The organism is Sporosarcina sp. BP05 (assembly GCF_014282005.1).
Lineage (GTDB): Bacteria > Bacillota > Bacilli > Bacillales_A > Planococcaceae > Sporosarcina.
Map to the genome: position 1 here is coordinate 1 of NZ_JACFTD010000028.1, position 23,616 is coordinate 23,616.

Sequence of the window (23,616 nt, forward strand, 5' to 3'; positions counted from 1 at the left end):
TTATAGCGCCGATGCTTTTTTGAATTATTAATTTTACAAGCTCTGCTAGAATTAATGCGACTATCTATACCAATAAATCATGTACAACTCTATTTTTCAATTGAAAATAACAATGTAATTTAATGTCGTCTAAAAAGATTCACAAAAACGTCACTTATGTGAAAAATTCTAAGCATATATAATTACGTTTATTCTCAATACGAAAGGATGTTTTTATTTGCCTAGTAATAAAAAAGAAGGCATTATTTTCGGGCTATTTATGTGTTTTGGAATGGTTCTTATTATGTCTGTTTACAACACAGCTTTACACGGATTTTCATCGTATACAGTAGGGAGTGCAGTGATTCAATTTGTCATAACATTTATCGTCGCTTTTATCGTAGAGTCATTCGTTGAACCGAAAGCGCGTAAAATGGCATTTTCACTACCTTATGATAAATCGAAAGAAATCAACTTTATTGTGGCGATTGCTTTTTGTATGGTCCCTATAATGGTTCTTATCATGTCAGTTTACGGCCTTATTTTAACGGCGTTAATGACAGAAATTGAAGGTTCAATTTTCACAACCTACCTTAAGATAGTTGGTCTAAACTTTATCGTTGCACTTCCATCGCAGTTACTAATTGTTGGACCAATCTCACGTAGGCTATTAGTTAAATATATTAAACCATCGACACAAAAGCCAGAAGTAAACGTGTAAAAACAAGCAAGCCACCAAAAGGTGGCTTGCTTGTTTTATGTAGAACTTCCAAATTGGTTTCAATGTCTTGCCCTGTTACTAAAACATCATTCTAATGCAAGTATTGCTACCTGTTATTCAACAATAAGGGACCTATCCGCTAATGCGAATAGGTCCCTGCCTTCCCCTGCAATTTTGTTGTTTTATCCCTAAAAAGAGAACCCGTTAGCGATACAACCATCCTCTTTTTTTATTTTCATTGTAAGGAAAAACTAGATTTCGATGCATAACTGCGCGGATGGAAGGGTATAGTCTATCTAAATGGACTTTTCCAAGGGTGTCATTCTGTAGGTGAATTTGATAAGGGGGCTTTGAAAAGAGATGGACTTATTCATAGTCGTAGTAGACATACTCGTCGTTATCTCCTATATCTTACTTATTGCTTTAATTTCCCCAACTATGATGCGCTTTATCAAGAAAAGAAACGACGACATACTTTTTGAATCGTTACCTGTTCTATCTATAATTTTTGTGAGTAGCGTTGTCATTTGTGTCGGTTATGGCGGTTTTCAAGAAACTCTTTTTTTCCAGTTAACAAGCATCATCTCTTTTGTATTTTTGTTATCCCTGTTGTTCTTGACGTTGATAATGAAAAAACTATGGCAAGAGAACTATGAAAAATTGATAACTTGGTTACTCTCCATTCGTAAAAAAGAGATACGTTTCCTGAAAGCCAAGTAAGTTAAAGGATTTAGAATTATGCGATTGCCTGCAATCTGAGATATGGCTATTAATTAGCCGTGTCTTTTTTGGCGTTTATATATTCGTCTTTTCCTATACTCTGTCACAATCGAATTTCTCCCCTATTACATATTTAAAAGTTAAATTATCTATAGCAATATCGACTTATCTTCTTAAGATAGAGTTAATATCCTGTCATTCGTGAATTAACCATAAATAATAAAATTCTGCATCCCTTAATGAGTGATTCAATCCGAAAGATGCTAACAGACCATAGTAGAATGTAATTCCCGCAAGTACTATAATAATCAGCAAATATTCTTTTCCGATTACCTTCTTCTTTCTCTTTGCAATAACAAGTACCGTTCCGATTATGAATAAGTAAAATATGGAGAATGCTACCTTGAACTGTTGTTGTTTAATGTCTTCAACACTATTTCTGAACATATCTAGTTCTACTAGATTGTTTTCACTTTCTTCAATGGACAACACCGATCCTTTTTGTCCAATCTCCCAGGTAAATGGTTTCTGTCCCATTATTACTTTATATTGATAGCCGCCCGCTTTCGTCTCGATACTAATCTCTGAGCTCGCCCTGGCAACATCAGGCGTAACTAGATAAAAAAAGAGGGCAGTAAACCCTATAAGCATAATAGCTAGCCTTTCTTTCACGCGTAGCTCCTCCTTTAATTTACATAGAATGCGGTAAATTAATCCAAAGACCTAATCACCTCTGACGATACCAGTTGTATTTAGAATTATCAATTAGACTAAGTAATTAATTATATTTTCACGTATACTAGTAAGTGGTTGGATTAAAATCGTATAAATACTTATCTTACATAAGGAGTGAACGAAAATGACAATATCTACAGAAAATATAATTGAAGCCTTAAGAGGTGTGCTCAAGGATGAACAAGTCTCCATCAACGTAACCGTAAGGGAACTTCATGGCAGGGATGAATCCTATCACGCGGCAAGTATTCCGGACATTGTTGTTTTCCCAGAATCGACTGTAGATGTAAGTAACGTAATGAAAGTATCGAAAGAATACCGAGTTCCGGTCATCCCATTCGGCCTAGGTTCAAGCTTGGAAGGACATGTAATCCCTTCTATGGGAGGAATCACAATTGACTTTTCATTGATGAAAAAAGTGCTAGAGGTACGAGAGAATGATTTCCTAGTAAAAGTACAGCCTGGCGTAACCCGTACACAGTTAAATAAAGAACTGAAAAAGTACGGACTCTTTTTCTCGGTCGATCCAGGAGCGGATGCAACACTTGGCGGAATGGCGGCAACAAATGCAAGTGGAACAACGACCGTCAAATACGGCGTCATGCGTGATCAAGTCCGTGATTTAGAAGTTGTGATGGCTGATGGTACCGTCATTCATACGGGGAATATGGCTGCGAAATCTGCATCTGGTCTTCATCTAAACGGTCTTTTCGTAGGCTCTGAGGGTACGCTTGGCTGCTTTACGGAATTAACACTTCGTGTATACGGCATTCCGGAGCACGTAACGGCTGCACGGGCTTCCTTCCCTACCGTCAATGATGCAGTGGAAGCTGTCGTGTCCATTCTACAAGCCGGTATTCCGATTGCTCGAGTTGAGTTGGTCGATGAACCATCCATAAAACAGGCGAATCTTTACAGTGAAACTAACTATAAAGAAAAACCGACGCTGTTCTTGGAATTCCATGGCAATGAAGCGGGTTTGAAACAAGACGTTGATTTCACAAAAGAAATTGTGAAAGACCATCATTGCGAAGACATCGAATTCGAAACAGACAACGCCGGACGCAATAGACTGTGGGAGGCGCGGCATAATTTAGCCTATGCCTTTATCCACGGCTATCCTGGTAAAAAGATGATGGTAACGGATGTTTGTCTGCCCATTTCAGAGTTAGCAGGTGCAGTCGAACATGCTCGTGAAACCGTTGAATCACTTGGACTCACCGGAGGTATTGTCGGTCACGTAGGCGATGGTAACTTCCATGTTCTTCTGATGATGGACATGAACGATGCCGAAGAACTTGCAAAAGCCGATGAGTTGAATGAACGTATTGTACTGTATGCACTTGAACGTGGTGGCACATGTACTGGTGAACACGGCGTTGGTATTGGTAAACAAAAGTACCAGGAACAGGAGCACGGCACGGCGCTTCTATTCATGGAGAAAATCAAAAGAGCACTTGATCCAGACAATTTATTGAACCCAAATAAAAACGTAAAATTCTGCTAATTATACAAAGAGTGTCCAATCCTTAGTAGATCGGGCACTCTTTTCACTGTTCGTGATAAAATAGAAAAAAAGTCATGGGAGTCGATTTCATGTTAAAAGATCGTTTGTATTATGCAGATGCATATTGTAAATCGTTTACGTCTCAGATTATAAAAGCCGCGCAAGATGCAGAAGGAAACCACTATGTCGTGTTGGACAATACTGCTTTTTATCCGACAGGTGGTGGTCAGCCGCATGATTTGGGGACATTGAATGGTATTGCGGTTCTCAATGTGGAAGAAGTGGAAGATGAGATTCGCCATACATTGGCCGGTAGTCTCGGTTCTTCGACTGATGTGGATGGCGTAATCGACTGGGAGCGACGCTTTAATCATATGCAACAACATGCAGGACAGCATATTTTGTCGGCAGCATTTGTTGAACTGTTCGATTTTCCAACGGTAAGCTTCCATTTAGGAAAAGAAATTGTGTCGATTGATTTGGATGTGGAGAATGTCTCTTCAGAGCAATTGGACACGGTGGAAAAGTTAGCGAATGACATTATTTTAGAAAATAGACTGATTGAAATAAAATGGGTAACAGAAGATGAACTTCATCACTACCCCCTTCGCAAGCAATTAGCAGTGACAGACGAAATCCGACTTGTCATTATTCCTGATTTCGACTACAACGGCTGTGGCGGTACACATCCAAGTGAAACGGGACAAGTAAGTGCGCTGAAGATTTTATCGACAGAGAAGCATCGAGGCAAAGTGCGCGTGCATTTCGTTTGCGGCGGACGCGTGTTGCAGCAATTACAACGAAAAAACCAGGAGTTGGCGGAAACGTCCAGATTAGTAAGTGCACCGGACGATGGTGTTGCGGATGCGGTACAGAAGTTATTGGAAATGAATCATTCACTTGAGAAATCATTGGCAGATGCGCAAGAAGCACTGTTAACATTTGAAGCGAAGACATTATTGGACCAACAGGAACAAGGCATTGTAAAAGCACTCTTTGCAGATAGAACGGTTCAACAATTACAGAAACTTGCCCGACTTCTTGTAGCTGAAGCAGATGAAATAATTGTACTTCTCGTTGCTGAAAACGACAATCGACTACAGTTTGTCGCGGCTCGGGGGGCTTCCGTTGAAACAAGTATGAAGCAAGTTTCCTCTGCTGCACTCCCTCTTATTAATGGAAAAGGCGGAGGGAATGAATCGTTTGTCCAAGGTGGCGGTGAACGCTTGGTATCCGCAGAACAATTGCTGACTGTCATGGAAGGCTCACGATGAGCTTGTGATTCCGTTAGGTGATACCGACTTATAAAAAGCCACCCTTGATTCTTTTTTATACAGCCACTAGACTATGAAAGCACCTTAATGAATATACAATTACCCAGAAATAATAGGAGGCAATATTAATGCATAAAACAGAAGAAATTTTAGAAGCTAAAAATTACATTCTTAGTAAAACCACAGAAATTCCCGAAATTGGAATTATCCTAGGTTCTGGACTCGGCGGCCTTGCTGATGAAATAGAAAACGGAGTTGTCATTCCATACGAGGATATTCCTTTTTTCTCAAAATCAGCTGCTGTTGGTCACGCAAATGAATTAGTTATCGGACGTTTACAAGGAAAAACAGTCGTGGCTATGAAAGGACGTTATCACTTCTACGAGGGGTATTCTTTAGACGAAGTTACCTTCCCTGTCAGAGTGATGAAAGCATTAGGTATAGAGAAAATGATTATTACGAACGCATGCGGAGCTGTAAATACTGATTTTAATCCGGGCGAATTAATGCTAATTACAGATCATCTTAATTTAGTTGGCATTAATCCATTGATTGGTAAAAATAACGATGACTTAGGAACGCGTTTCCCAGATGTTTCTGAGGTTTATAATCGCGAAATGAGAGCAACGGCTTTAAAAGTAGCGCGTGACAATGATATTACATTAAGAGAAGGCGTCTATGGTTGGTGGAGTGGCCCTATTTACGAAACACCTGCTGAAATCCGTATGATTCGTATTTTAGGTGCAGATGCAATCGGCATGTCAACAGTGCCTGAAGCAGTTGTTGCTATTCATTCGGGACTGAAGGTATTAGGAATATCGTGCTTAACGAATATGGCATGTGGGATTCTAGATGAACCACTAAGTCATGAGGATGTAATTAAAGTTGCTGCTCAATCTCGAAGTGCATTTGTACATTTAATTAAAAACGTCTTGAAAGAGATTTAAAGAAAATCATCAATGCGAAAAGCCTTCTGCGAAAATCTCCCAGAAGGCTTTTCACATACTTTTAAGTTATAACTTACTAATAAACCTCGAAGTTCTGGCCAGTTTGCAAACCAAACACACTCTTTTCAAAAGCATGGACCACTCGCTTTACAGGTACCGCTTCGAACCCTTGAAAAAGACCACTAAGTCTGTGCCACGACTCTTGTAACACATTTGGACTTACGCTATTAATGCGAATTCCTCTTGGCATTTCAATAGCCGCAGCTTTAACAAATGCCTTGACGCCGCCGTTCGCCAAAGCCGCTGAAGCTCCTTTCGCGATTGGATCATCCATCATAATCCCCGTCGTTAATGTGAAACTTCCACCATCATTCAAATTATCAAAACCTAAAAGCACTAGATTAACTTGCCCTTTCAGTTTGCTATCAATTCCTACATCATTCAGCGCGGGTGTCATGTCCGTAACTGCGTCGAAATGAGCTCGCCCTGCCGCATTAATCACCGCGTCAACTTTACCAACCTGCTCATACATCCTTTTTATGCTCTCTACTGACGTAATATCAACGGATACATCAGCACCATTTCGTCCCGCGCGGATCACTTCATGATCTTTCTCCAATTCTTTAGTAACCGCATTGCCAATCGTTCCACTTGCGCCTATGACAAGTATTTTAATATGTAGCCCCCCTTTTTAAAGTATCTAGCTTCAATTAGTTATTGTTCTATCATACTAATTAAATGCCTTACTTATGAAAAGTCTTGTGATTTTGCTTTGGTCTTTAAACACTTCAGCCAAAATACTTCACACCTATCTGGATAATCAGAAGTACAGTTACGACGCGAAGTATCGGTTTAACATGCTCTGTTTTCAACTTACGCGCAAGACGAACACCAAGTTGCGCACCACTTATCGAACCGAGCATTAATGCAATCGTGAGTGGCCATATTATTTTACCCGTTGAAATGTAACTAATTGAGGCTCCGAAACAGCTTGAAAAAATCATGATGCGAGACAATCCAACTGCTCTCAAATAAGAAACTTTCAATCGAGCATACAAGTATAAGGCTAATGTCCCACTACCGGGACCAAAAACACCGTCGTAAATTCCGATTCCATACAATGAAGTAGCACTCTTTTTAGTTACACGAAATGATTCATCGCCATCAAAATCCGCTTTCCCAAAAAAGGATGAGATGAATGCGAAGGTTAATAGGATAATCGCAATTACAATCATCCATTCTTCTTTCAAAAAGGAAGCGACAACTCCGCCGGTAATCCCTCCAGCAAGACTAATTGGAACAACCTTAAGCGCTTCTTTGACTGTTACTTCTTTATTATTGTAAATCACAAGAAAACTCGAAAATGAGCTCACTGTGTTTGATACTTTATTCGCCCCAATTGCCGAATGAACCGGCAATCCCATCAGTAGCATAGCCGGTAAACTGATGAGTCCCCCGCCCCCGGCTAATGTGCCAAGCGTTGTTGCAGCAAATCCGATGAAATAAAGCAAAATATATTCCATATAGCATCCTTCTTTCAGTTAAGACCCCTATATGACTAGCATATTCAACCTCAGTTCATAAGTAAATTCGATTGAATGAATGGATCTCAATTCGAAAAACTAATGGAAGAATCTATATATAATACTTAGATTGCACGCTGGGGCATTTTTCTCACTAATTCAAAACTTCCAACTTGCGGCATGGGAAAGGGAAATTGGTATGACTTGGTGTACTAATGATTGGGTATACGCCCCAGTATTCAGGGAGGGTATCGATGTCCTTCCCGGCGAGAAAGTAGTAGCGACGTTGATGATTGGCTATCGTGAACATATACCCGAGGCTCAACCACGCACGGATATTCGCAAGCTTGTTAAAATTATAAATAAATAACTTTTCGAACTGGAGACTAAGTAGTGCTCGTGAGCGGTTAGTCCAATTAGTTTATAAATCTACTCATGAACTCCTGTTATTAGCCATATAGTTAGGCAGTATAAGTTGATATAAGGAGGAGGATATCATGCAAACAAAAGAAATGCGCTTACGTCGAATCCAGCACTTAGCTCATGAAATCATGGATGAAATGAATAGGGGGAATGAACCACGACAGCTTGAATCGTTAAATCATGCGATTGATAATCTATCTCGGGCAATTGGAGATTTAGCTGATCCATTCGGTAATTATTCACTCGACTATATAGAAGATAAAGTAGGGAATGCCCATTATCTACTATTTAAAAACGAAAAAAAGGTAAATCTTCATTCTTCATGAGTGACTGTCATTACTGACTAAAATCCCCGCAATCTCATCGTAAGCTTAAACGAGATTGCTTTTTTTGTTATGCCCCAGTTTTTTCAATTTAAGTAGTTCCGCCATATATTGGTTCTATCTAATTTCCCTTCGCACAATAGTGGTCACCGCTAATAATTGAATGAGCTTTTTATTCCTGCCATGAACTAGTTAAAAACCAAATTCCTACATAAGCATCGACAAGAAGCACAGTGTCCGCCATCAAATAATGCGTCGCTGTGCCAGCTGTTACAGCATACTTATCACTTTATCTCGGAACGCATTGGCAGATGATCATTTTGTGGTTGCGGCAAAATCTTCATAGACACACACAGGATCAGATTTATTTAGCACGGTTGCCGAACTTGCAATTTCATTATTTTTTGTTGCTTGTGCTATAGCGCCCAAAATGACTGTATGTGCTTGTGTTGTAATATGCGTTTTGAAGACTCTCCCCCTACTGCGAAAACATCTAGTCCGCCTGATCAGCCAACTTATTCGCTTCAATCAACTTTTGAATACGTTGCTCTCATTCTCATTCAAGTTGAAATCGGCACAGCTAAGGGCGATTCAAGAAAAAACTACCGCACTTACTCTCTGGTCCAGAACACTGTTCTGCATTTTAAGCATAAAGCAAAGGGAGCAACTTGGTTAAGAGTTGCTCCCTTTGCTTTATGCTTATTTTAGGAGTTCGATTGTAAAACTAGATGTTCTAAACAATTTAGGGACTCGATCTTCAGATGCGGATGCTTGGTTACCATCAACCCCACTTAAAGTTACTACAAGTAACAGTATAGATAAAAGTTTTTTCATTGAAAAGTTTTTCATTTCAGGTGATGCTAAACATATGCTAATTCAGTTTCAAGTAAGTTTGCTTAAAAGTTGGAAATTGCAATCCAATGGCGGATTAAATTATGCACTAATACCAATAAAATCATATACAACAAAAAATTCAGTCACATTGGATATGACTGAATTTTTCTATACTATTGTAGTTTACTTGAATAGATATCTGTCGTTCATTCCAAACCGCTAACACATGACAATAATTTTATGGGGTGTCGTTTGGGCCGGGATACTTCTAGTAGTAGCACCATAAGCAACAATCAAATTTCGATTTGTAATATTCCCCGTAAAGGTTTGCCCATTTTCCAATAAGATTTGAGTATGCGGAGAAACCGTTAACTTTAATGTGCCGTCGCTACTCTCCAATCGGCTGTTAAAAAAGGCTACTTTTACATGTTGATAGGGCGTATCTTTGGCCATCACAAGCGCTTGATATTGCGGCGGATATATGAAAGGAACCGGCGCGTTTGCATCATAAAACCCTGTTATTCTATCGCCCACCGCCACCGTTACATGATCTACAAAGTAAGTCGTGGGTGCCACTACGAAATTTACCGACGTTCCATGTCTGTCATCTACGGATATTAATTTATAACAACCAACTTCATTATTTTGCCCTATCGAAAAATCATCAATCATAGTGACAACACCATTGAAAGCTTGAAAGTTTATCATCCCTTTACCTCCGTTGCTAATCAAACTTATATCTGTATAGACTATGCAATCTTCATATCGATTGTTCGCTAGACATGGAAGTTTAGGTAGACAAGTTTAAAGTCAGAGATTATATGGATCCCCGGCTTTAGCACTTCTATTGAAAGTTAAGTATTATTTCACTTCATTTGTCGCTTCCATTACAATATGTTGCTGCAATACCACTAGCGCTTCACCAATAGGCGTAGTTGTTAATTTCGCCATTATAGCTGCCATCATATTTTCTATCTGTACAGATGTACGATTAGTCACAATTGTTACAAGTAAACTAGCGCCAATCACTGCTGATCCTTGTTGAAAAAACTTTTGAAACTTTTTCTGAATATCTCGTCTGGGGAATGTTTGTCGGTGCCTTGATGATGGTGTTATTTAGTAATAGCTTTAAGATCCATCTGCCGCAACAGAAACGCCGTTATTTTCTAGGACTTGTAAAAGGCATTATTGCAGGATTCGGGGCACGTTTAGCACTCCGCTTTAACTTGGCTGCATTTTTCACTGGAGTTCCACAGTTTTCACTTCACTCATGGATTTTCATTGTTGCAACGGGGATTGGAACATTCTTTGGAGCGAAGTTGACGAAAGTGCGATGGTGGAAAGGCAAGCCGACGTTAACAAAAGGTGCTGCCAAGCCCACCAAGGTAAAAAAACGCATCATCCAACCTTATGTAGGTATTACAAATGCCATTTTGTACATCGGGTTAACCATATACTTCTTTGCAACGGGACAAAAAACTCTCGGCCTCGGAGCACTATTCGGACTCGCCTTTGGAATTCCTATCGAACGCGGTCAAATCTGCTTCACCTCCGCTTTCCGTGACCTTTTCCTCGTAGGTCGTAGGCTCATGGCAATAGCGATTATCGTCGGTATGGCGATCAGCTCAATTTTGACGGTCATTATTATTTCGGTTTATGACTTGACTCCCATCACTCAAATCGCTGCACTGAGCACATTTGTCGACGGCGCATTATTCGGTCTTGGTATCGTAATGGCTTCTGGTTGTGAAACTGGAATGATGTACCGACTCATGGAAGGATAAGTTCTGTTCTTACCCGTTTTTGCGGGCAACATCATCAGCGCAACATTCCTTGGTTATGCATGGGATCACATAGGCGTCTATGATACTTTGGTCAAAAGTGGTACAAAAATCAAACTGCTCGATTCATTCAGACCGGTCGGAGCAATTCTTACAACACTCGCAATGCTTGGCGTACTGCATGCGTTAACAATTTATCGGGAAAAATGGTATCACCGCCAGGTGGCAACGAAGAGATGAGTGAACCAACATGCATGCTAACGAAGAGGCGGATATCACACTTGAGGCACTTGACGGCCTGAACAAAGGTGAGCTGTTGCAAGTCAGCACGGATTGTCCAGGCTCTTTCCGCAGTGTACCTGAAGAAGCGATCGACCATGGGTATACATTTGCACAAGATCCTGTAAAAAAAGTCAGGGATATTCATTTTATATTTTGCATAAAAAAAAGCAGAAGCTAAAGCTTCTGCTTTTTTAAATCGATTATAAAAGTTGACCCCTAACGTATTAATTCATTGGTTCAAGACCTAGCGCTTTTAGGAAATCGTTCAAACCTTTTGATCCTAGTTTTTCAAGTGGTTTCTTGTTTTTAGCGTCGTCGCCGACTTTCAAGAAATTCTTTTCAATATAACGAATATCGGTTTCATCTACAATTCCATCATTATTAATGTCGGTACTTGGATGATTTTTTCCGTATTGTGCAACGACACGCATGACGTCGTGGATATCGATGACGCCATCATTGTTCACATCTCCGGCAGGGGCTGGGACAGCATTCACCCAAAACTCTTCCCCAACAAATTCACCATTGTACTCGACTCCTGGACGGATTGTCCGTTGTTTATTCAGATGACCTGGTACCTCAAAATAGACGGTATACTCCTTTTCCGAAACGGGCATATTGTAGAAGAAGTATTCTCCGTATTCATCCACTTTTGTATGATAAACTTTTCCACTTTCAGATTTCGCATATACTTTCGCACCCATTTTGTCGTAATCTTGTACAACCATAAATCCATCATTGTCAAACGCTTCCGGTATAATGAATCCTGACAATATGGAATGCTTCGGTACAACTTCAAATGGATCTGCAAGAAATACAGGCAAATCTTGTAGTTCTGTTTCGCCATGTTTCTTATATTCGAAAGCATCGACACCTAATGCTCCTGCACCTTCATAATACGCATCACTGATCATTGTAAACGTCACGTCAATGAACGGGCTGTCTCCAGTAAACCCTTTGAACTCCTCACGGGATTTAAGCTTAGCGCCAACGTGAAGCATGTTATACCAATACCCCTCTTCAATCTTAGGTTCATCTATCTGGACTTCAACTCCATTTTCATCCGCATACTTCTTGAATTCATCATTTAACGCTAAGCCTTCAAACTTAAAGATCTCGTGATCAAATTCCACACCAAATGTTCCTGATAATAAATTTTCAACTTGTGACAGATTCAATGTCATTGTAACGCGATCATCGAGATACAACTTTTCTTTGTCATATGTCTGTAACGCATATGCGGTCCCTTTTTTGATAACCGTATATCTCGTTAGACTTCTCGTATCCGCATTCGAAGCCAAATCCACTGGTACTAAATCGACCTCCACGGGCCCCGCTTCAATTTCTTCTGGCAATACGCCAAAACTCATTGCGCCATCTGGAGCTACCCCAAGTGCATTTGGATACGGGGTATTTTGATAAACTGTGACGATGTTTCCGGATTGGTCGTATTTCAATCCTTTTCCGTTCAGCAAGTCTATCGTTGAATCATAGATATTCGTATGGACCCAAAAAGCATTGAGACCAAATTCGTTTGTATACATTGATTCATCGACCTCAATAATCCCTGGTTTGTGATTTAGAAACGTCATTTCAGGCGGTGTGTTATCAACCACCACAAGTTGTTCCATTGAGTATTCCCCGCCATCTATATCGGTACCAAGAACCTCATAGAGATAATCTCCTTCTGGTAAGCGGACTAACTCCTTGCCAATCGGATTCTTGGAATCTCCCGTGAATGGGAATATATTACCCATGAAGCCTTTAGATGCAATATAATCCACGTCCGGCTTCAAGTCATAAAATACACCGACTAACCCTAATGGCTTATTTGTTTTAGAGTCTTTAATAACTAGATCTACCTTTTCCATCGGGCTCTTTAAGTTCAACTTTAACCCCATGAACGGAAGTAAAAACGGATGATACTTCCATACGTTTGGAACGGAGGGACGATCGAAATCCATGGAAGCGAATCCTTTGCTGGAGATACGAAGCGCAAATGGAATTTGATACGTTGCTCCGTCACCATCTGAAATTCGAATATACCCTTCATACGTTCCGAATGCTGCCTGTTCAGAAGCACTAATTTCCGCTTCAAATTCCACCACTTTACCGCCAGCTACTGTCATATTCTTCGGAACGTTAAGCACGACGCCATTGGCAGCAGCATCTTGTCTGTTATCGTTTGCTTGTAAGAAGTCCACTTCAATCGAATAGGACTTCTCTCTGTCCGCATGATTAGCTAGTTTGACTTTTTTGGTGTTCTTAATGGCTTCACTTTCAGAAATATAATAACTACCGAATCGTAGAGACCCTGTTTCGTGTTCCAGTGTGATCGGTTCGTCATCCTCGACCATGCTGATTTGATCGAACACAGTTACAGCTGTGTCTGCATACACGGCATCGTACACATTGATACGCCCAGCTCCCACTTCGTAGACCGAATAATCCTCTTTCATATCTACTGAACTGTTCATCAATGCCGCCTTGACTTCAAATGGCGTGTAATCTGGATGCTGTTGCAAGATAAGTGCAGCAGCTCCCGCCACATGTGGTGCTGCCATTGAGGTTCCTTGGATTCTGGCATAAGCACTCTCATAGTTATTGTTAATGGGATCGTTGATGTATGCGGGGTATGTTGAGAAAATAGCTACCCCTGGTGCAACAAGATCAGGCTTGATGTCAAAACTACTTGCGACAGGTCCTCTGGAACTGAATCCCGCTAAGTAATCGCCTTCTGATTTAATATCTCTTAGTTCTCCAAATGTAAAACTACTTATTTTCTCAGCGGACTCTACCAATTTCAGACCGTCTTCATTAGATACACGGAAAGCAGGTAGATATGACGTGTTTTCCCCAACGTAATAAGGGATCTGACCTTCTGAATCGTTGAAAACGATTACCGCTTTAGCGCCTGCATTCTTTGCATTCATTAGCTTTTCACCAAACGAACGCTGCCCTCTTTGAATCAATGCAATTTTCCCGTTTACATCTTTTCCTTCAAATCCATCTTCTCCGCCATAACCTACATAAACGATGTTGTACGATTGACCTTGAAATTCTTCAATCTTATCAGAAAAATCTCTTGCTAATAACCGCACATCACTAAACGATGATTCTTCAGTTGTAGCTGAATACGTCGGTGAGGTTTGTGGCACATCACTCGCACCAACAGAAATCGGGAGTGCTGCAGTTCCTGGTGCTCCCACTGTCTGTGCATTAGGTCCAGCATTTCCTGCTGCTACGACACTAACAACACCCGAAAGCATCGCATTATTCACCGCGATTGAAACGGGGGACAACGGGTCGTTCACTGCAGTCCCTAGAGAGAGGTTGATGACGTCCATTCCATCACGGACTGACTTGTCGATTCCCCCCATTACCCAAATCATGTCGCCCCTTCCGTATGGTCCTAAGACACGATAGCCATATAATTCGATACCCGGCGCGACACCTTTAACGGCATAGTCAACTTCGTTTTCTTGTTGTCCCGCGACTGTCCCAGAAACGTGTGTGCCGTGGGATGTATAGTAGCTGCTTTCATAAGGATCAAATTCAGGCTGGCCTGATTTCAACCAGTCTTTATACGTTGTTTCCATTGGATCCGCATCATCTTCTACAAAATCCCAACCTATTACACTATCAGGGTCGATTGTAGCTGGATCTTTCCCCTCTGAAGACTGATAGCCATTGTAAGCATTCGCTAAGTCCGGATGATTGTAGTCGATTCCTGTATCGATGACACCTACTTTGATGCCTTCGCCAGTTATTCCATCTGCATGCAGACGATCTACACCAATCTGAGGGATGCTATCTATCATTTTAGGTTCAATTGTTTCTGATTTAATTTTGGGTAGTTCCACTTTTATATCTTCGTTTTTCCATACTCTTTTCACTAATCCTGTCTTCAGTACTTCCTTTATAGCTGTTCCAGGCATCGTAACAGCCACTCCATTAAACGCATCACGATATTCTCTCGTGATTTCAACGCTACTTGCTTCAATAGAATGAGAACCTAATGTTTTGTTAGACTGCTTCTCTAATTTCTGAATCGCTTTCTTAAATTCGCTGTGAGAAGCCTCCACTTTGTTCTTTTCATCCTTTAAAGAGACAGCGCTTCGTTTTTCCTGGAGCTGACTTTTAGCCACCGCTACCTTTGCGGGATCTTGTTTAAATTCTATAATGAGCTCTACTGGTGCTTCGCTTTTTTGATTAATTGCCGGATGAACTGTAAATCCGACTTCTATATCAAGTTCTTGGATCGCTGCACGTTGCTCTTTACTTAGTTTGTCCAAGATTTCCCTTGCGTCATTTGTGTTCTGTTTTGCTTGGATAGGAAGTGCAGGTGTCCCTATTAATGAGGCTGCAATTAATAGAATGGACATAACCACTGTCATAACACGCTTTGTCATTCGCTTGTTCATCATCTTCTTCCTTTCTATTCTCAGAGTTTTTGTTCGTTTTATTCACCACAACTTTCTTCTTAACCACACCCTTTTCTGGTAAATAACTGGACATCTCAATGTTAATCGTACCAATAATCTCCTACTTGTAAATTGGGGTAATTTTATAATCCGATTGTTCTATTATAATGCGAATCATTTTTAAACCATAAAAACCCATCTGCGCGTATTTTTTCACGCAGATGGGCTGTTTCTTATCATGGATGATTCGTCACATTATCGGGTTCTCAGGAATCCTCATTTCACGATTTGGATAGATCGCTTTGATCACCTGGGATGGCAACAATTTCTGGATCGCAATTCCTTGGAGTTCCAAAGCGACACCGTTTAAACTATTTTTATAAATTTGCATGATTGTGTGTGGATATTGCTTTTGCACTAATAATATTTCAAGCTCATTATGAAAGTCTCTATGACTTTGTTCGACTAATTCTGTCGCTTGTTCCAATGACAAATTTGTATTCGTTAAGATGGCGACATGAGCTGGACTTATTCTAAATTCAATTATGACTTGCACAATTTCTTTCGTATGCATATCTACCTCGGGATCAATATAAATCATCGTGTTCATCCTCTTTGTAGGTTTATGGGGTGAAACCCTAATTTATTAAAAATTCCTGTATGAAATAGGAAGTCATGTATTAAGAAGCATACCCGAAAAGCTCTCCTAGTCTTCTAAGCGCTTGTTCAAAGAATCCGTCTTTCGCATACCATGCAATCGCCCCTGCAGAAAATCGTTGTTCTCGAATTATTTGAGTCATAATTGCTTTCAATAAATTCACGTTGGCTGGCGGAATATTTTTTGCCGTCTTTTCTAGCGATGTAATCCCGTGAATGCTCAAGGTACTCCATAATCAGTGTCTGTGAAGTCGGATTCATAGAAGCAACTCACGAATTCATTAATCTTATCTTCATAACTTACATAAAATAAGCTGATATCTTCTAGTATAGCGCTCGTATCTATCCCAGACAGCTCTTCGAAATATGATAAGTATGAATAGAATTCACAATATTTTTCCATCTTGATCCACTTCTATCTGACTTATCTCATCTGGCGTCTAATTTACATCTATCCTACTGTTAATTTTGGCAGAAAAACCATCACAAGCAAAAGTATACAGTGAGGTCTTCTCTGTCAAAAAAACACGATAGAACTTCTATTGAACTAAATATATGTAGTACATTTCCTTTCGGCGCAATTATTACTTGGGGAATCGGGCATTTGGTTGAATTAAAAGAACCAAAAGAATACAAGAAAGAATTGGGTTCATGGAATTTAGCAACATTACCAATTCTCCCAGACAAGGATGAATTCAAAGTTGTAAAGGATAAGCAGGCACATTTCACCTTCATTAGAAGTTTGTTCAATGACCCTAAAATTTCGACCATCGTGAATGCCTGTGACGTGGACCGCGAAGAATCAACTATATTTTATTCCATCTACCACATGACTGGGACCAAAGATAAATTAATTAAACGGCTATGGATTAATTCTTTGGAAATCGATGAAGTTCGTAAAGGATTTAACAATCTACTTGATAATAAAAAGGACTTATTGCTTTATGAAGAAGCAAAAGTGCGATAAATAAGTGAATGGCTTGTGGGCATGAACGGAAGTCGACTTTACACTGTTCTTCTATAGAAGAAAGAATTTAAAAAGAATTTATCTATTGGCTTTGTTCAATCTCCAACAGTCTTTCTTATTTACCAAAGACAACACGAAATAGATAAGTTTGTTCCTGGGCCATTTTATGAAATCGAAGTTGATTTTACCGTAAAAAAACGATGTCTATAAAGGGAAAATAAAAAATAAAAAACGATAAAAAGAAGAAGTACAAGATATTTTAGTCCGACAAAAAATATCCAATCCAAACGATGGAGCCGTCAGATCCAAATCTAAGAAGGAAAAAAGAACAAAATTCCCGAAACTACATGCCCTATCAACTCTCCCGGCAACTGCGACCAAGAAATGGAAGTATAGTCCGGCTGAAGTATTAAAACTCGTACAAGGCCTTTATAACAAGATAGTCATTACCTATCCACGGACAGACACACTACCATTCACCCAATAATCAAATCCCTTTCTACTTTTCAAAATGACCCACTTCCAATAAAAAGATCCTATTATTAATTGGTATCCATTTCAAATCTGCTACACTATAGTAAGAAGCATGATTGTTTTATCGCATGAATGAAAGAGGTGCTGTCATGAAACCGGTCATCCTAGCCGAAAAACCAAGCCAAGCGAAGGCATACGCAGACGCTTTTTCTGTGCGGCGCCATGAAGGTTATTTGGAACTATTACCTTCTCCAATATTTTCAGAAGGTGCATATATTACATGGGGAATCGGCCACCTTGTCGAACTAAAAGAACCGAAAGAGTACGATCCGAAATGGGCCAAGTGGTCGCTTGCCAGTTTACCAATTTTGCCGGACCGCTATGAGTTTCAAGTTGCAAAAGGGAAAAGTAAGCAGTTCGCCATTGTAAAAAAGCTGATTAAAGGAACAGATACGGTCATTAACGCCTGTGACGTGGACCGTGAAGGATCAAATATCTTTTATAGTATTTATTATCAAACAGGCGCAAAAAACCAAACGATAAAACGGCTATGGATTAATTCGCTCGAAGTCGATGAAGTTCGCAAAGGATTCGCCAATCTACAAGACAATCGCAAAGATCTTCTGATGTATGAGGAAGCGAAAGCGCGTCAAATTAGTGACTGGCTTGTCGGGATGAATGGCTCTCGTCTCTATTCTCTTCTGTTGCAAGCACGCGGCATTCGAGAAGTATTTTCAATCGGACGTGTTCAATCACCAACTGTTTACCTTATTTATCAGCGACAAAAGGAAATTGAAGCATTTGTTTCTGAGCCGTTTTATGAAATAGAAGCGACGTTTACTGCCACAAATGGGACGTATAAAGGGAAGGCCAAAGCAAAGGATTCGAAAAGGGAAATTATCCGGGACCTTCTCGCGAAACATAACATTCACCCAAAATCACCTGGTGTCGTTACTTCCGTGGAAACAATCGATAAACGGACCCCGCCTCCGCAACTACATGCATTGTCTACACTACAGGCAACGGCAAACCGCTTGTGGAAAACGAGTCCCGCTAATGTGTTGAAGACGATGCAAGGGCTCTATGAAAAGAAACTCGTGACGTATCCAAGGACGGATTCCCGGTATATCACGCCTAGTGAGTTCACCTATCTGGCGGGACAAGTAACTGAGTATCAGCAGCTTATCGGTCATACTTTCCCAGTCGCATCACTCGCTCCGAAAAAGCGCTATGTCGACAGTTCAAAAGTGCAAGAACATTACGCAATCATTCCAACGAAGAAAATCCCGTCACAAGGGGTACTTGCTGGGCTCTCGACTATCGAGCGCAACTTATACGAAGAAGTTGTCCGAACCACGCTCGCTATGTTCCATACCGATTACCTGTACACGGAAACGAAAGTCACGACGGACGTCAACAACCTACCCTTCTTCACAGTCGGGAAGACGGAACGCGATAAAGGGTGGAAAGCATTGTTCGTCCGTTCGGCTAAGGAAAGTGACAAAGATAAGGACGAGCCAACTCTGCCTCCACTCGTTATGCACGAACCCGTTGAAAGTGATATCGGCATTAAAGAAGGCAAAACGATGCCGCCGAAACCGTATACGGAAGGTCAGCTAATCGCGATGATGAAAACATGTGGGAAACTTGTTGAGGATAAAAAAGAAACCGATATTTTGAAAGAAATTGAAGGACTCGGTACTGAAGCGACGCGAAGTGGTATCATTGAAACAATAAAACGGCATAACTACATCGATGTGACGAAGAACATTGTTTCTATCACGGATAAGGGGCGCATCCTCTGTCAGGCAATCGAAGGCAATCTCCTCGCAAGCCCATCCATGACGGCTAAATGGGAAGCGTATTTACGAAAAATCGGTAATGGTGAAGGAACTGGAGAACGTTTTCTCGGAAGCATTGCGAAGTTCATCTATAGTTTATTGGAAGAAGTACCGGGTCAGCTGAAATCACAGAAGATCGATATCAAACTGACTTCTACTACTGCCCCCTCTTCATCTGCACCCGTTCAAAATGGCATCGTAGCATGCCCTGCTTGTAAACAGGGTACAATCGTCGCGCGGAAAGAGTTTTATGGCTGCAGCGCCTACGCAAGTGGCTGCAAGCAGACTTTCCCCGCTGTCTTTTTGAAGAAAAAGCTCACGCCTGCTCAAGTGAAGCTTCTCTGTACGAAAGGGAAAACGAACGTTATAAAGGGTTTCGTCTCCAATTCTGACACGAAGTTTGATGCGAGCTTAACGCTTGTAAACGGGAAAATAAATATCGAGTTTAATTCCTAACGCAAAAAGTCACCTCCTTTTTTAATTAAGGAAGTGACTTTTTGCACTTAAGTAATCTAACTACCCAAAACTATCCGGACCAATTAACGTTTACTAACTTTTTCAGTTAAAAACGTAATGATGACAAACAATGCAAAGCTAATAAGTAAGATTGTTCCACCGACGATGTAAAGAATGAGTGACAGTGTTTCATTCACTCCAAACGGTTTCATGAACTGTAGCCACATACCTGATGTCAGACCGATTGCTCCAATAATTCCCGTCCAGCCGTGAATCGCAACCAATTTTTTTGCCCGAACTTTGTAAATACGGTAGAAGACGCCCCAAGCAAATAGGGACAACCAACCAACTAATAAAATATGCGCGTGAATTGGACGGAATGCCGGTGATCCTGCTCCTGCCATATGTGAACCTAATACTGTACCGATCAAACCAAAAATTGCCGCTACACGAATCAAGCGTAAACTCCATTTTTGCTCCATATTAAATACCTCCTGTATTGTTGATGTTATACTCTTATCTTATACAGTCTACATGAACGGAAAGTGAACAGGACATTACAACTTTGGAAATACAACGGTAAAAGTGGTGCCTTGCCCTTTATGACTAGCAACTTCAATTGTTCCACCATGCAGTTTCACAACCTGTTGGACAATGGATAATCCAAGTCCAGTTCCGCCTGTTTCCTGCGTTCTGGAATCATCTGCTCGGTAAAAACGGTCAAAAATACGCCCCAGTACTTCTTCATCAATGCCTATTCCGTAATCCTTGATAAGGACCTTAACTTGATCCGATTGCTCCGTTAACACGACTTCAATCGCCCCGCCAATCCCTGTATACTTTAAAGCGTTCGATAACAGGTTCTCCCACACTTTCTCAAGAAATGCAGGATCACCGGTAAAACGAACCTCTTCGATATCCATTTCTAACGTCATTTCTTTCTCTTCCAGCAACCATCTATACTTGCGGACTGTCTCCTTCAGCTGCTTATCCAAGTTGAAAGTCCTTTTTTCAAGTGGAGATGATAACTGATCGAGTGATGTGAGAAGGAGCAGCTGTTTGGTCAATGAAGACAATCGTTCCGTTTCCGATTGAATAACGTTAGCATAACTTTTCCGTGAATCTTCCGTGAGCTTATCATCCAACAACAGTTCCGCATATCCTTTTATATTAAGCAATGGTGACTGGAAATCATGCGACACATCACTTATGAATTCTTTGCGTATCCGATCATTTTCGCTAAGTTTTTTCGTCATCAGCTGAAAGCTTTTCGCCAGCTGCCCTATTTCATCTCTCCGGTTGATATCGAGCGTCCCAGAGAACTGTTCTTCCCCAACCTTTTTCGTCGCAGCGGTTAACTCTGTAATTGGATCAATCAACATTTTAGCCACAATTAACATCGCTAGCAAACTAACAACCGCCATGACAAGCACCATCCCACCAAGGATATAATGCACTTCCGTAAAGAGCATTTTAATATCAGGGCGTAGAAAAAGAGCATATGTTTCTCCATCATATTCAAAGGGTACCCCCACGGTATTTGCTAATTCATTTGAAAAAAAACCGGTTACGAACGTTTTGCTTGGGAGATCTCTCATCCCATGATACAAGTCCCCACTCAATACCTGATCTATAACTTTTCTTGAAAGATTTTCTGCCCGAAATGCTTCTCCGTACATCGTCGCTTCTTGGTGTTCATTGACAACGTAGAGCTTATACCCGACGGCAGATTGCGCTTCAAAGTAGTTTTCCAGATCTAATTCCTTATCCAATTCAATGAACGATACAATGCTTTTTGCGATGGCCATATTCTTCTCGTCATTTTGCCCTTTCAGCTGTTGATGGTAATATGTATTAACCGCGAGAAATGCAATAAAAGCACTCGCTATCATGATAACCGCCGTCATCGCGATGAATTTCCCGTACAACGATCTCATGACGCTGACACTTCAAGCTTATAACCAACACCCCGCACCGTTAAAATGGACACCTCGCCCGTCAGCTTCGCCAATTTGTCTCGAATCCGCTTGATATGAACATTTAACGTCTGTTCATCGCCTTCATAGTCATAACCCCATACCCGCTCAATTAATATCTCCCTTGTAAATACATGATTTGACCGTGAAGCCAAAACCGAAAGTAGTTCAAACTCCTTTAGCGGAAGAAGTAGCACTTTCTTACCAACAGAGACTTCATAACTCTGTCGATTTATTTTTAGTGGCCCAGCTTGAATGAATACATCCACAGCTTTGTCGTATCTACGCAAAATCGCGTTTATCCGAAATAATAGTTCCCTCGGCTCGAACGGTTTTACAACATAATCGTCGGAACCCGCAAGGAACCCTTTTTCCTTATCTTCAAGCTGTCCCTTGGCCGTTAGCAATAAAACCGGGATATCCGCCTCCGCTCTGATCTTCTTAGTTAACGTATACCCATCCATCCCCGGCATCATTACATCAACCACTGCTAAATCCGGTAATTCCTCTTCCAATACCTTGAGCGCTTCAAATCCATCAGATGCTTTCAGAACCGTATACCCCGCCTGAGTCAATTGGATATTTACGAGCTCTAAAATATTTGGGTCATCATCTACCACAAGTATTTTCATCATAATATTCTCCTCCTCCTTTTTCGACTGGATGACTCCCGCCATTCCGAATTTAACAAACCTGAAATCAAAATAATGACTGCAGTAAAATAAAACCAGATAACCAGCAGAATAATACCCGACAATTGTCCATATAACCGAGTATAATCAACATTCGATACATAGCTACCGAACACAAGTGAAAATAGCTGCCACCCAATAGCAGAAAAAACCGCTCCTGGAAATGCATCTTTAAACTTCATCCTACCTGTTGGTACAACTTTATAAAACAATAGGAAAAATAGAAACAGAAACAACGTTCCCAAGCCCCATTTAACATTCGGCCAAATATAAAACCATCCTTGCCATTCCTCAATTGTATCGTAATAAGTCACAACTCTATATAAAGCTTTTTCGATAATCGGAAGAAACAATGATAATGGAATGACCAGCATAAAAAGAAGCGTCACCCCAAGGTCACGTATCAATACCTTCCAAATTGCATAACGACGTACATAGCCATTCGCTAAATCAAGTGAACGTGCAAGGGACTGTACTGCCATCGAAGTGACCCAAAACGCCGTGGCAAGGCTTGCATACAGGACCTTACCATGTCCTTTACTAAGAACCGCGTGAACATTCTCTTCTATTATAGTGAATGTTCCATCAGGCGTAAAAGGTCTAAGAAAGGTAAGAAGCGTCTCTTCATTAACTGGAAACAAACTAAGCAAGGATAGGACGAAGAGGAAAAATGGAAAGATAGATAGTAAGAGATAGTACGCCGTTTGCGCTGCCTGATCAAAGAAACGTTCATTAAAAAAACGAACCACTACGTTTTTAATAATTGCCATTTGCAACCCTCCCTCTTTCAATATACCCTATTCTAAAGAAAGCAATAGGATAACTATGAAAGAATATAGTCCGGGAGACCAAGCATATAATTACGGAACTGATCATAACCTATCGCAGACCAAGCATTTAATTACGGATTAATTTCGAATGCAAGTTTTCACCAATAAAAAGTTATCCCTTTTTCTACCTGCGTACTCTCCGCCGACTTCTCCAACAAATAATATTAAAAGTAAACACAAAAAAAGCTATTACCCATAAGGTAATAGCTTTTCAATGAGACCGGCGACGTCCTACTCTCGCAGGGGGAAC

The 23,616-nt window shown here is 40.6% G+C and carries 25 protein-coding genes and 2 pseudogenes; 14 read left to right on the top strand and 13 right to left on the bottom strand.

The window, feature by feature from the left end:
* The first annotated feature begins 217 nt into the window (after positions 1–217).
* Both H2672_RS17935 and H2672_RS17940 read left to right on the top strand, forming a co-directional pair.
* A complete protein-coding gene (locus tag H2672_RS17935; RefSeq protein ID WP_186673654.1) occupies positions 218–700 on the top strand; it encodes a DUF2798 domain-containing protein in 483 nt (160 codons plus the stop codon).
* 360 nt (positions 701–1,060) lie between these two features.
* Positions 1,061–1,420: a hypothetical protein gene (locus H2672_RS17940; RefSeq protein ID WP_186673655.1), complete on the top strand. Its 360-nt coding sequence runs from the start codon at positions 1,061–1,063 to the stop codon at positions 1,418–1,420.
* Between the two features lie 195 nt (positions 1,421–1,615).
* Here the strand turns inward: H2672_RS17940 and H2672_RS17945 are convergent, their stop codons facing one another.
* Positions 1,616–2,092, bottom strand: a complete 477-nt coding sequence (locus H2672_RS17945) for a hypothetical protein (protein ID WP_186673657.1) — start codon at positions 2,090–2,092, stop codon at positions 1,616–1,618.
* A 187-nt stretch (positions 2,093–2,279) separates the two neighbouring features.
* On the opposite strand from H2672_RS17945, the gene H2672_RS17950 reads away from it, so the two are divergent.
* The 3 genes from H2672_RS17950 to H2672_RS17960 all read left to right on the top strand — a co-directional run bounded on the left by H2672_RS17950 (position 2,280) and on the right by H2672_RS17960 (position 5,883).
* A complete protein-coding gene (locus tag H2672_RS17950) occupies positions 2,280–3,662 on the top strand; it encodes an FAD-binding oxidoreductase (RefSeq protein WP_186673659.1) in 1,383 nt (460 codons plus the stop codon).
* Between the two features lie 89 nt (positions 3,663–3,751).
* A complete protein-coding gene (locus H2672_RS17955; RefSeq protein WP_186673661.1) occupies positions 3,752–4,936 on the top strand; it encodes an alanyl-tRNA editing protein in 1,185 nt (394 codons plus the stop codon).
* A 128-nt stretch (positions 4,937–5,064) separates the two neighbouring features.
* A complete protein-coding gene (locus tag H2672_RS17960; protein WP_186673662.1) occupies positions 5,065–5,883 on the top strand; it encodes a purine-nucleoside phosphorylase in 819 nt (272 codons plus the stop codon).
* A 76-nt stretch (positions 5,884–5,959) separates the two neighbouring features.
* On the opposite strand, the gene H2672_RS17965 is transcribed toward H2672_RS17960, so the two are convergent.
* Together H2672_RS17965 and H2672_RS17970 are read right to left on the bottom strand one after the other, a co-directional pair.
* Positions 5,960–6,559, bottom strand: a complete 600-nt coding sequence (locus tag H2672_RS17965; RefSeq protein ID WP_186673681.1) for a short chain dehydrogenase — start codon at positions 6,557–6,559, stop codon at positions 5,960–5,962.
* 112 nt (positions 6,560–6,671) lie between these two features.
* Positions 6,672–7,406, bottom strand: a complete 735-nt coding sequence (locus H2672_RS17970) for a sulfite exporter TauE/SafE family protein (protein ID WP_186673663.1) — start codon at positions 7,404–7,406, stop codon at positions 6,672–6,674.
* A 199-nt stretch (positions 7,407–7,605) separates the two neighbouring features.
* Here H2672_RS17970 and H2672_RS17975 point away from each other — a divergent pair, with 199 nt between their 5' ends.
* Together H2672_RS17975 and H2672_RS17980 are read left to right on the top strand one after the other, a co-directional pair.
* The gene (locus H2672_RS17975; RefSeq protein WP_186673664.1) at positions 7,606–7,776 is read left to right on the top strand and encodes a nitroreductase family protein; all 171 of its coding nucleotides are present in this window, start codon (positions 7,606–7,608) and stop codon (positions 7,774–7,776) included.
* Positions 7,777–7,903: 127 nt separating this feature from the next.
* A complete protein-coding gene (locus H2672_RS17980) occupies positions 7,904–8,155 on the top strand; it encodes a hypothetical protein (RefSeq protein WP_186673665.1) in 252 nt (83 codons plus the stop codon).
* Positions 8,156–8,482: 327 nt separating this feature from the next.
* On the opposite strand, the pseudogene H2672_RS17985 reads toward H2672_RS17980, so the two are convergent.
* From H2672_RS17985 to H2672_RS17995, 3 genes and pseudogenes are all read right to left on the bottom strand, one after another.
* Positions 8,483–8,702, bottom strand: a pseudogene (locus tag H2672_RS17985) (LLM class flavin-dependent oxidoreductase); the annotation flags it as partial.
* Positions 8,703–9,205: 503 nt separating this feature from the next.
* Entirely contained in the window at positions 9,206–9,694 is a 489-nt protein-coding gene (locus tag H2672_RS17990; RefSeq protein ID WP_186673666.1) for a hypothetical protein, read from the bottom strand.
* Between the two features lie 153 nt (positions 9,695–9,847).
* Complete coding sequence (locus tag H2672_RS17995) at positions 9,848–10,015, bottom strand: hypothetical protein (protein ID WP_186673667.1); 168 nt, start codon at positions 10,013–10,015, stop codon at positions 9,848–9,850.
* 5 nt (positions 10,016–10,020) lie between these two features.
* Between H2672_RS17995 and H2672_RS18000 the strand changes: the two genes are divergently transcribed.
* The 3 genes from H2672_RS18000 to H2672_RS18005 all read left to right on the top strand — a co-directional run bounded on the left by H2672_RS18000 (position 10,021) and on the right by H2672_RS18005 (position 11,227).
* The gene (locus tag H2672_RS18000; RefSeq protein WP_370569702.1) at positions 10,021–10,770 is read left to right on the top strand and encodes a YeeE/YedE thiosulfate transporter family protein; all 750 of its coding nucleotides are present in this window, start codon (positions 10,021–10,023) and stop codon (positions 10,768–10,770) included.
* 87 nt (positions 10,771–10,857) lie between these two features.
* Complete coding sequence (locus H2672_RS20015) at positions 10,858–11,007, top strand: hypothetical protein (RefSeq protein ID WP_370569701.1); 150 nt, start codon at positions 10,858–10,860, stop codon at positions 11,005–11,007.
* 10 nt (positions 11,008–11,017) lie between these two features.
* Positions 11,018–11,227: a sulfurtransferase TusA family protein gene (locus H2672_RS18005; RefSeq protein WP_186673668.1), complete on the top strand. Its 210-nt coding sequence runs from the start codon at positions 11,018–11,020 to the stop codon at positions 11,225–11,227.
* Between the two features lie 46 nt (positions 11,228–11,273).
* Here the strand turns inward: H2672_RS18005 and H2672_RS18010 are convergent, their stop codons facing one another.
* The 3 genes from H2672_RS18010 to H2672_RS18020 all read right to left on the bottom strand — a co-directional run bounded on the left by H2672_RS18010 (position 11,274) and on the right by H2672_RS18020 (position 16,354).
* Positions 11,274–15,473 (bottom strand): S8 family serine peptidase, encoded by a 4,200-nt coding sequence (locus H2672_RS18010; RefSeq protein ID WP_186673669.1) that lies wholly within the window; start codon positions 15,471–15,473, stop codon positions 11,274–11,276.
* A 250-nt stretch (positions 15,474–15,723) separates the two neighbouring features.
* Positions 15,724–16,074: a protease inhibitor I9 family protein gene (locus H2672_RS18015; RefSeq protein ID WP_186673670.1), complete on the bottom strand. Its 351-nt coding sequence runs from the start codon at positions 16,072–16,074 to the stop codon at positions 15,724–15,726.
* A 79-nt stretch (positions 16,075–16,153) separates the two neighbouring features.
* Positions 16,154–16,354, bottom strand: a complete 201-nt coding sequence (locus H2672_RS18020) for a DUF6508 domain-containing protein (protein WP_186673671.1) — start codon at positions 16,352–16,354, stop codon at positions 16,154–16,156.
* A gap of 380 nt (positions 16,355–16,734) precedes the next feature.
* Here H2672_RS18020 and H2672_RS18025 point away from each other — a divergent pair, with 380 nt between their 5' ends.
* The 4 genes and pseudogenes from H2672_RS18025 (at position 16,735) to H2672_RS18040 (ending at position 19,868) form a co-directional block, all read left to right on the top strand.
* Positions 16,735–17,097 (top strand): hypothetical protein, encoded by a 363-nt coding sequence (locus H2672_RS18025; RefSeq protein WP_186673672.1) that lies wholly within the window; start codon positions 16,735–16,737, stop codon positions 17,095–17,097.
* A gap of 81 nt (positions 17,098–17,178) precedes the next feature.
* Positions 17,179–17,307, top strand: a pseudogene (locus H2672_RS20020) (DNA topoisomerase); the annotation flags it as partial.
* Between the two features lie 64 nt (positions 17,308–17,371).
* Positions 17,372–17,584 (top strand): DNA topoisomerase, encoded by a 213-nt coding sequence (locus H2672_RS20025; protein WP_370569703.1) that lies wholly within the window; start codon positions 17,372–17,374, stop codon positions 17,582–17,584.
* Positions 17,585–17,720: 136 nt separating this feature from the next.
* A complete protein-coding gene (locus tag H2672_RS18040) occupies positions 17,721–19,868 on the top strand; it encodes a type IA DNA topoisomerase (protein ID WP_186673673.1) in 2,148 nt (715 codons plus the stop codon).
* Positions 19,869–19,951: 83 nt separating this feature from the next.
* Here H2672_RS18040 and H2672_RS18045 read toward each other — a convergent pair whose 3' ends face one another.
* The 4 genes from H2672_RS18045 to H2672_RS18060 all read right to left on the bottom strand — a co-directional run bounded on the left by H2672_RS18045 (position 19,952) and on the right by H2672_RS18060 (position 23,306).
* On the bottom strand, positions 19,952–20,350 hold the full coding sequence (locus H2672_RS18045; RefSeq protein WP_186673675.1) for a hypothetical protein: 399 nt from the start codon (positions 20,348–20,350) through the stop codon (positions 19,952–19,954).
* Positions 20,351–20,425: 75 nt separating this feature from the next.
* Positions 20,426–21,805 carry a sensor histidine kinase gene (locus H2672_RS18050; RefSeq protein ID WP_186673677.1) on the bottom strand — a complete coding sequence of 460 codons (1,380 nt, stop codon included), beginning with the start codon at positions 21,803–21,805 and terminating at the stop codon, positions 20,426–20,428.
* A complete protein-coding gene (locus tag H2672_RS18055) occupies positions 21,802–22,476 on the bottom strand; it encodes a response regulator transcription factor (protein WP_186673687.1) in 675 nt (224 codons plus the stop codon). Before H2672_RS18055 ends, H2672_RS18050 begins: the two co-directional genes overlap by 4 nt.
* Positions 22,476–23,306, bottom strand: a complete 831-nt coding sequence (locus tag H2672_RS18060; protein ID WP_186673679.1) for a YihY/virulence factor BrkB family protein — start codon at positions 23,304–23,306, stop codon at positions 22,476–22,478. The genes H2672_RS18055 and H2672_RS18060 overlap by 1 nt, the downstream gene beginning before the upstream one ends.
* Positions 23,307–23,616 lie beyond the last annotated feature (310 nt).

Coding starts and splice junctions, on each gene's coding strand:
- H2672_RS18050 (WP_186673677.1), bottom strand. CDS start 21,805: ATGAGATCGTTGTACGGGAAATTCATCGCGATGACGGCGGTTATCATG.
- H2672_RS18045 (WP_186673675.1), bottom strand. CDS start 20,350: ATGGAGCAAAAATGGAGTTTACGCTTGATTCGTGTAGCGGCAATTTTT.
- H2672_RS17990 (WP_186673666.1), bottom strand. CDS start 9,694: ATGATAAACTTTCAAGCTTTCAATGGTGTTGTCACTATGATTGATGAT.
- H2672_RS18010 (WP_186673669.1), bottom strand. CDS start 15,473: ATGAACAAGCGAATGACAAAGCGTGTTATGACAGTGGTTATGTCCATT.
- H2672_RS17940 (WP_186673655.1), top strand. CDS start 1,061: ATGGACTTATTCATAGTCGTAGTAGACATACTCGTCGTTATCTCCTAT.
- H2672_RS17980 (WP_186673665.1), top strand. CDS start 7,904: ATGCAAACAAAAGAAATGCGCTTACGTCGAATCCAGCACTTAGCTCAT.
- H2672_RS18055 (WP_186673687.1), bottom strand. CDS start 22,476: ATGAAAATACTTGTGGTAGATGATGACCCAAATATTTTAGAGCTCGTA.
- H2672_RS18060 (WP_186673679.1), bottom strand. CDS start 23,306: ATGGCAATTATTAAAAACGTAGTGGTTCGTTTTTTTAATGAACGTTTC.
- H2672_RS17970 (WP_186673663.1), bottom strand. CDS start 7,406: ATGGAATATATTTTGCTTTATTTCATCGGATTTGCTGCAACAACGCTT.
- H2672_RS18005 (WP_186673668.1), top strand. CDS start 11,018: ATGCATGCTAACGAAGAGGCGGATATCACACTTGAGGCACTTGACGGC.
- H2672_RS17950 (WP_186673659.1), top strand. CDS start 2,280: ATGACAATATCTACAGAAAATATAATTGAAGCCTTAAGAGGTGTGCTC.
- H2672_RS17955 (WP_186673661.1), top strand. CDS start 3,752: ATGTTAAAAGATCGTTTGTATTATGCAGATGCATATTGTAAATCGTTT.
- H2672_RS17960 (WP_186673662.1), top strand. CDS start 5,065: ATGCATAAAACAGAAGAAATTTTAGAAGCTAAAAATTACATTCTTAGT.
- H2672_RS17975 (WP_186673664.1), top strand. CDS start 7,606: ATGACTTGGTGTACTAATGATTGGGTATACGCCCCAGTATTCAGGGAG.
- H2672_RS18015 (WP_186673670.1), bottom strand. CDS start 16,074: ATGATTTATATTGATCCCGAGGTAGATATGCATACGAAAGAAATTGTG.
- H2672_RS18040 (WP_186673673.1), top strand. CDS start 17,721: ATGAAACCGGTCATCCTAGCCGAAAAACCAAGCCAAGCGAAGGCATAC.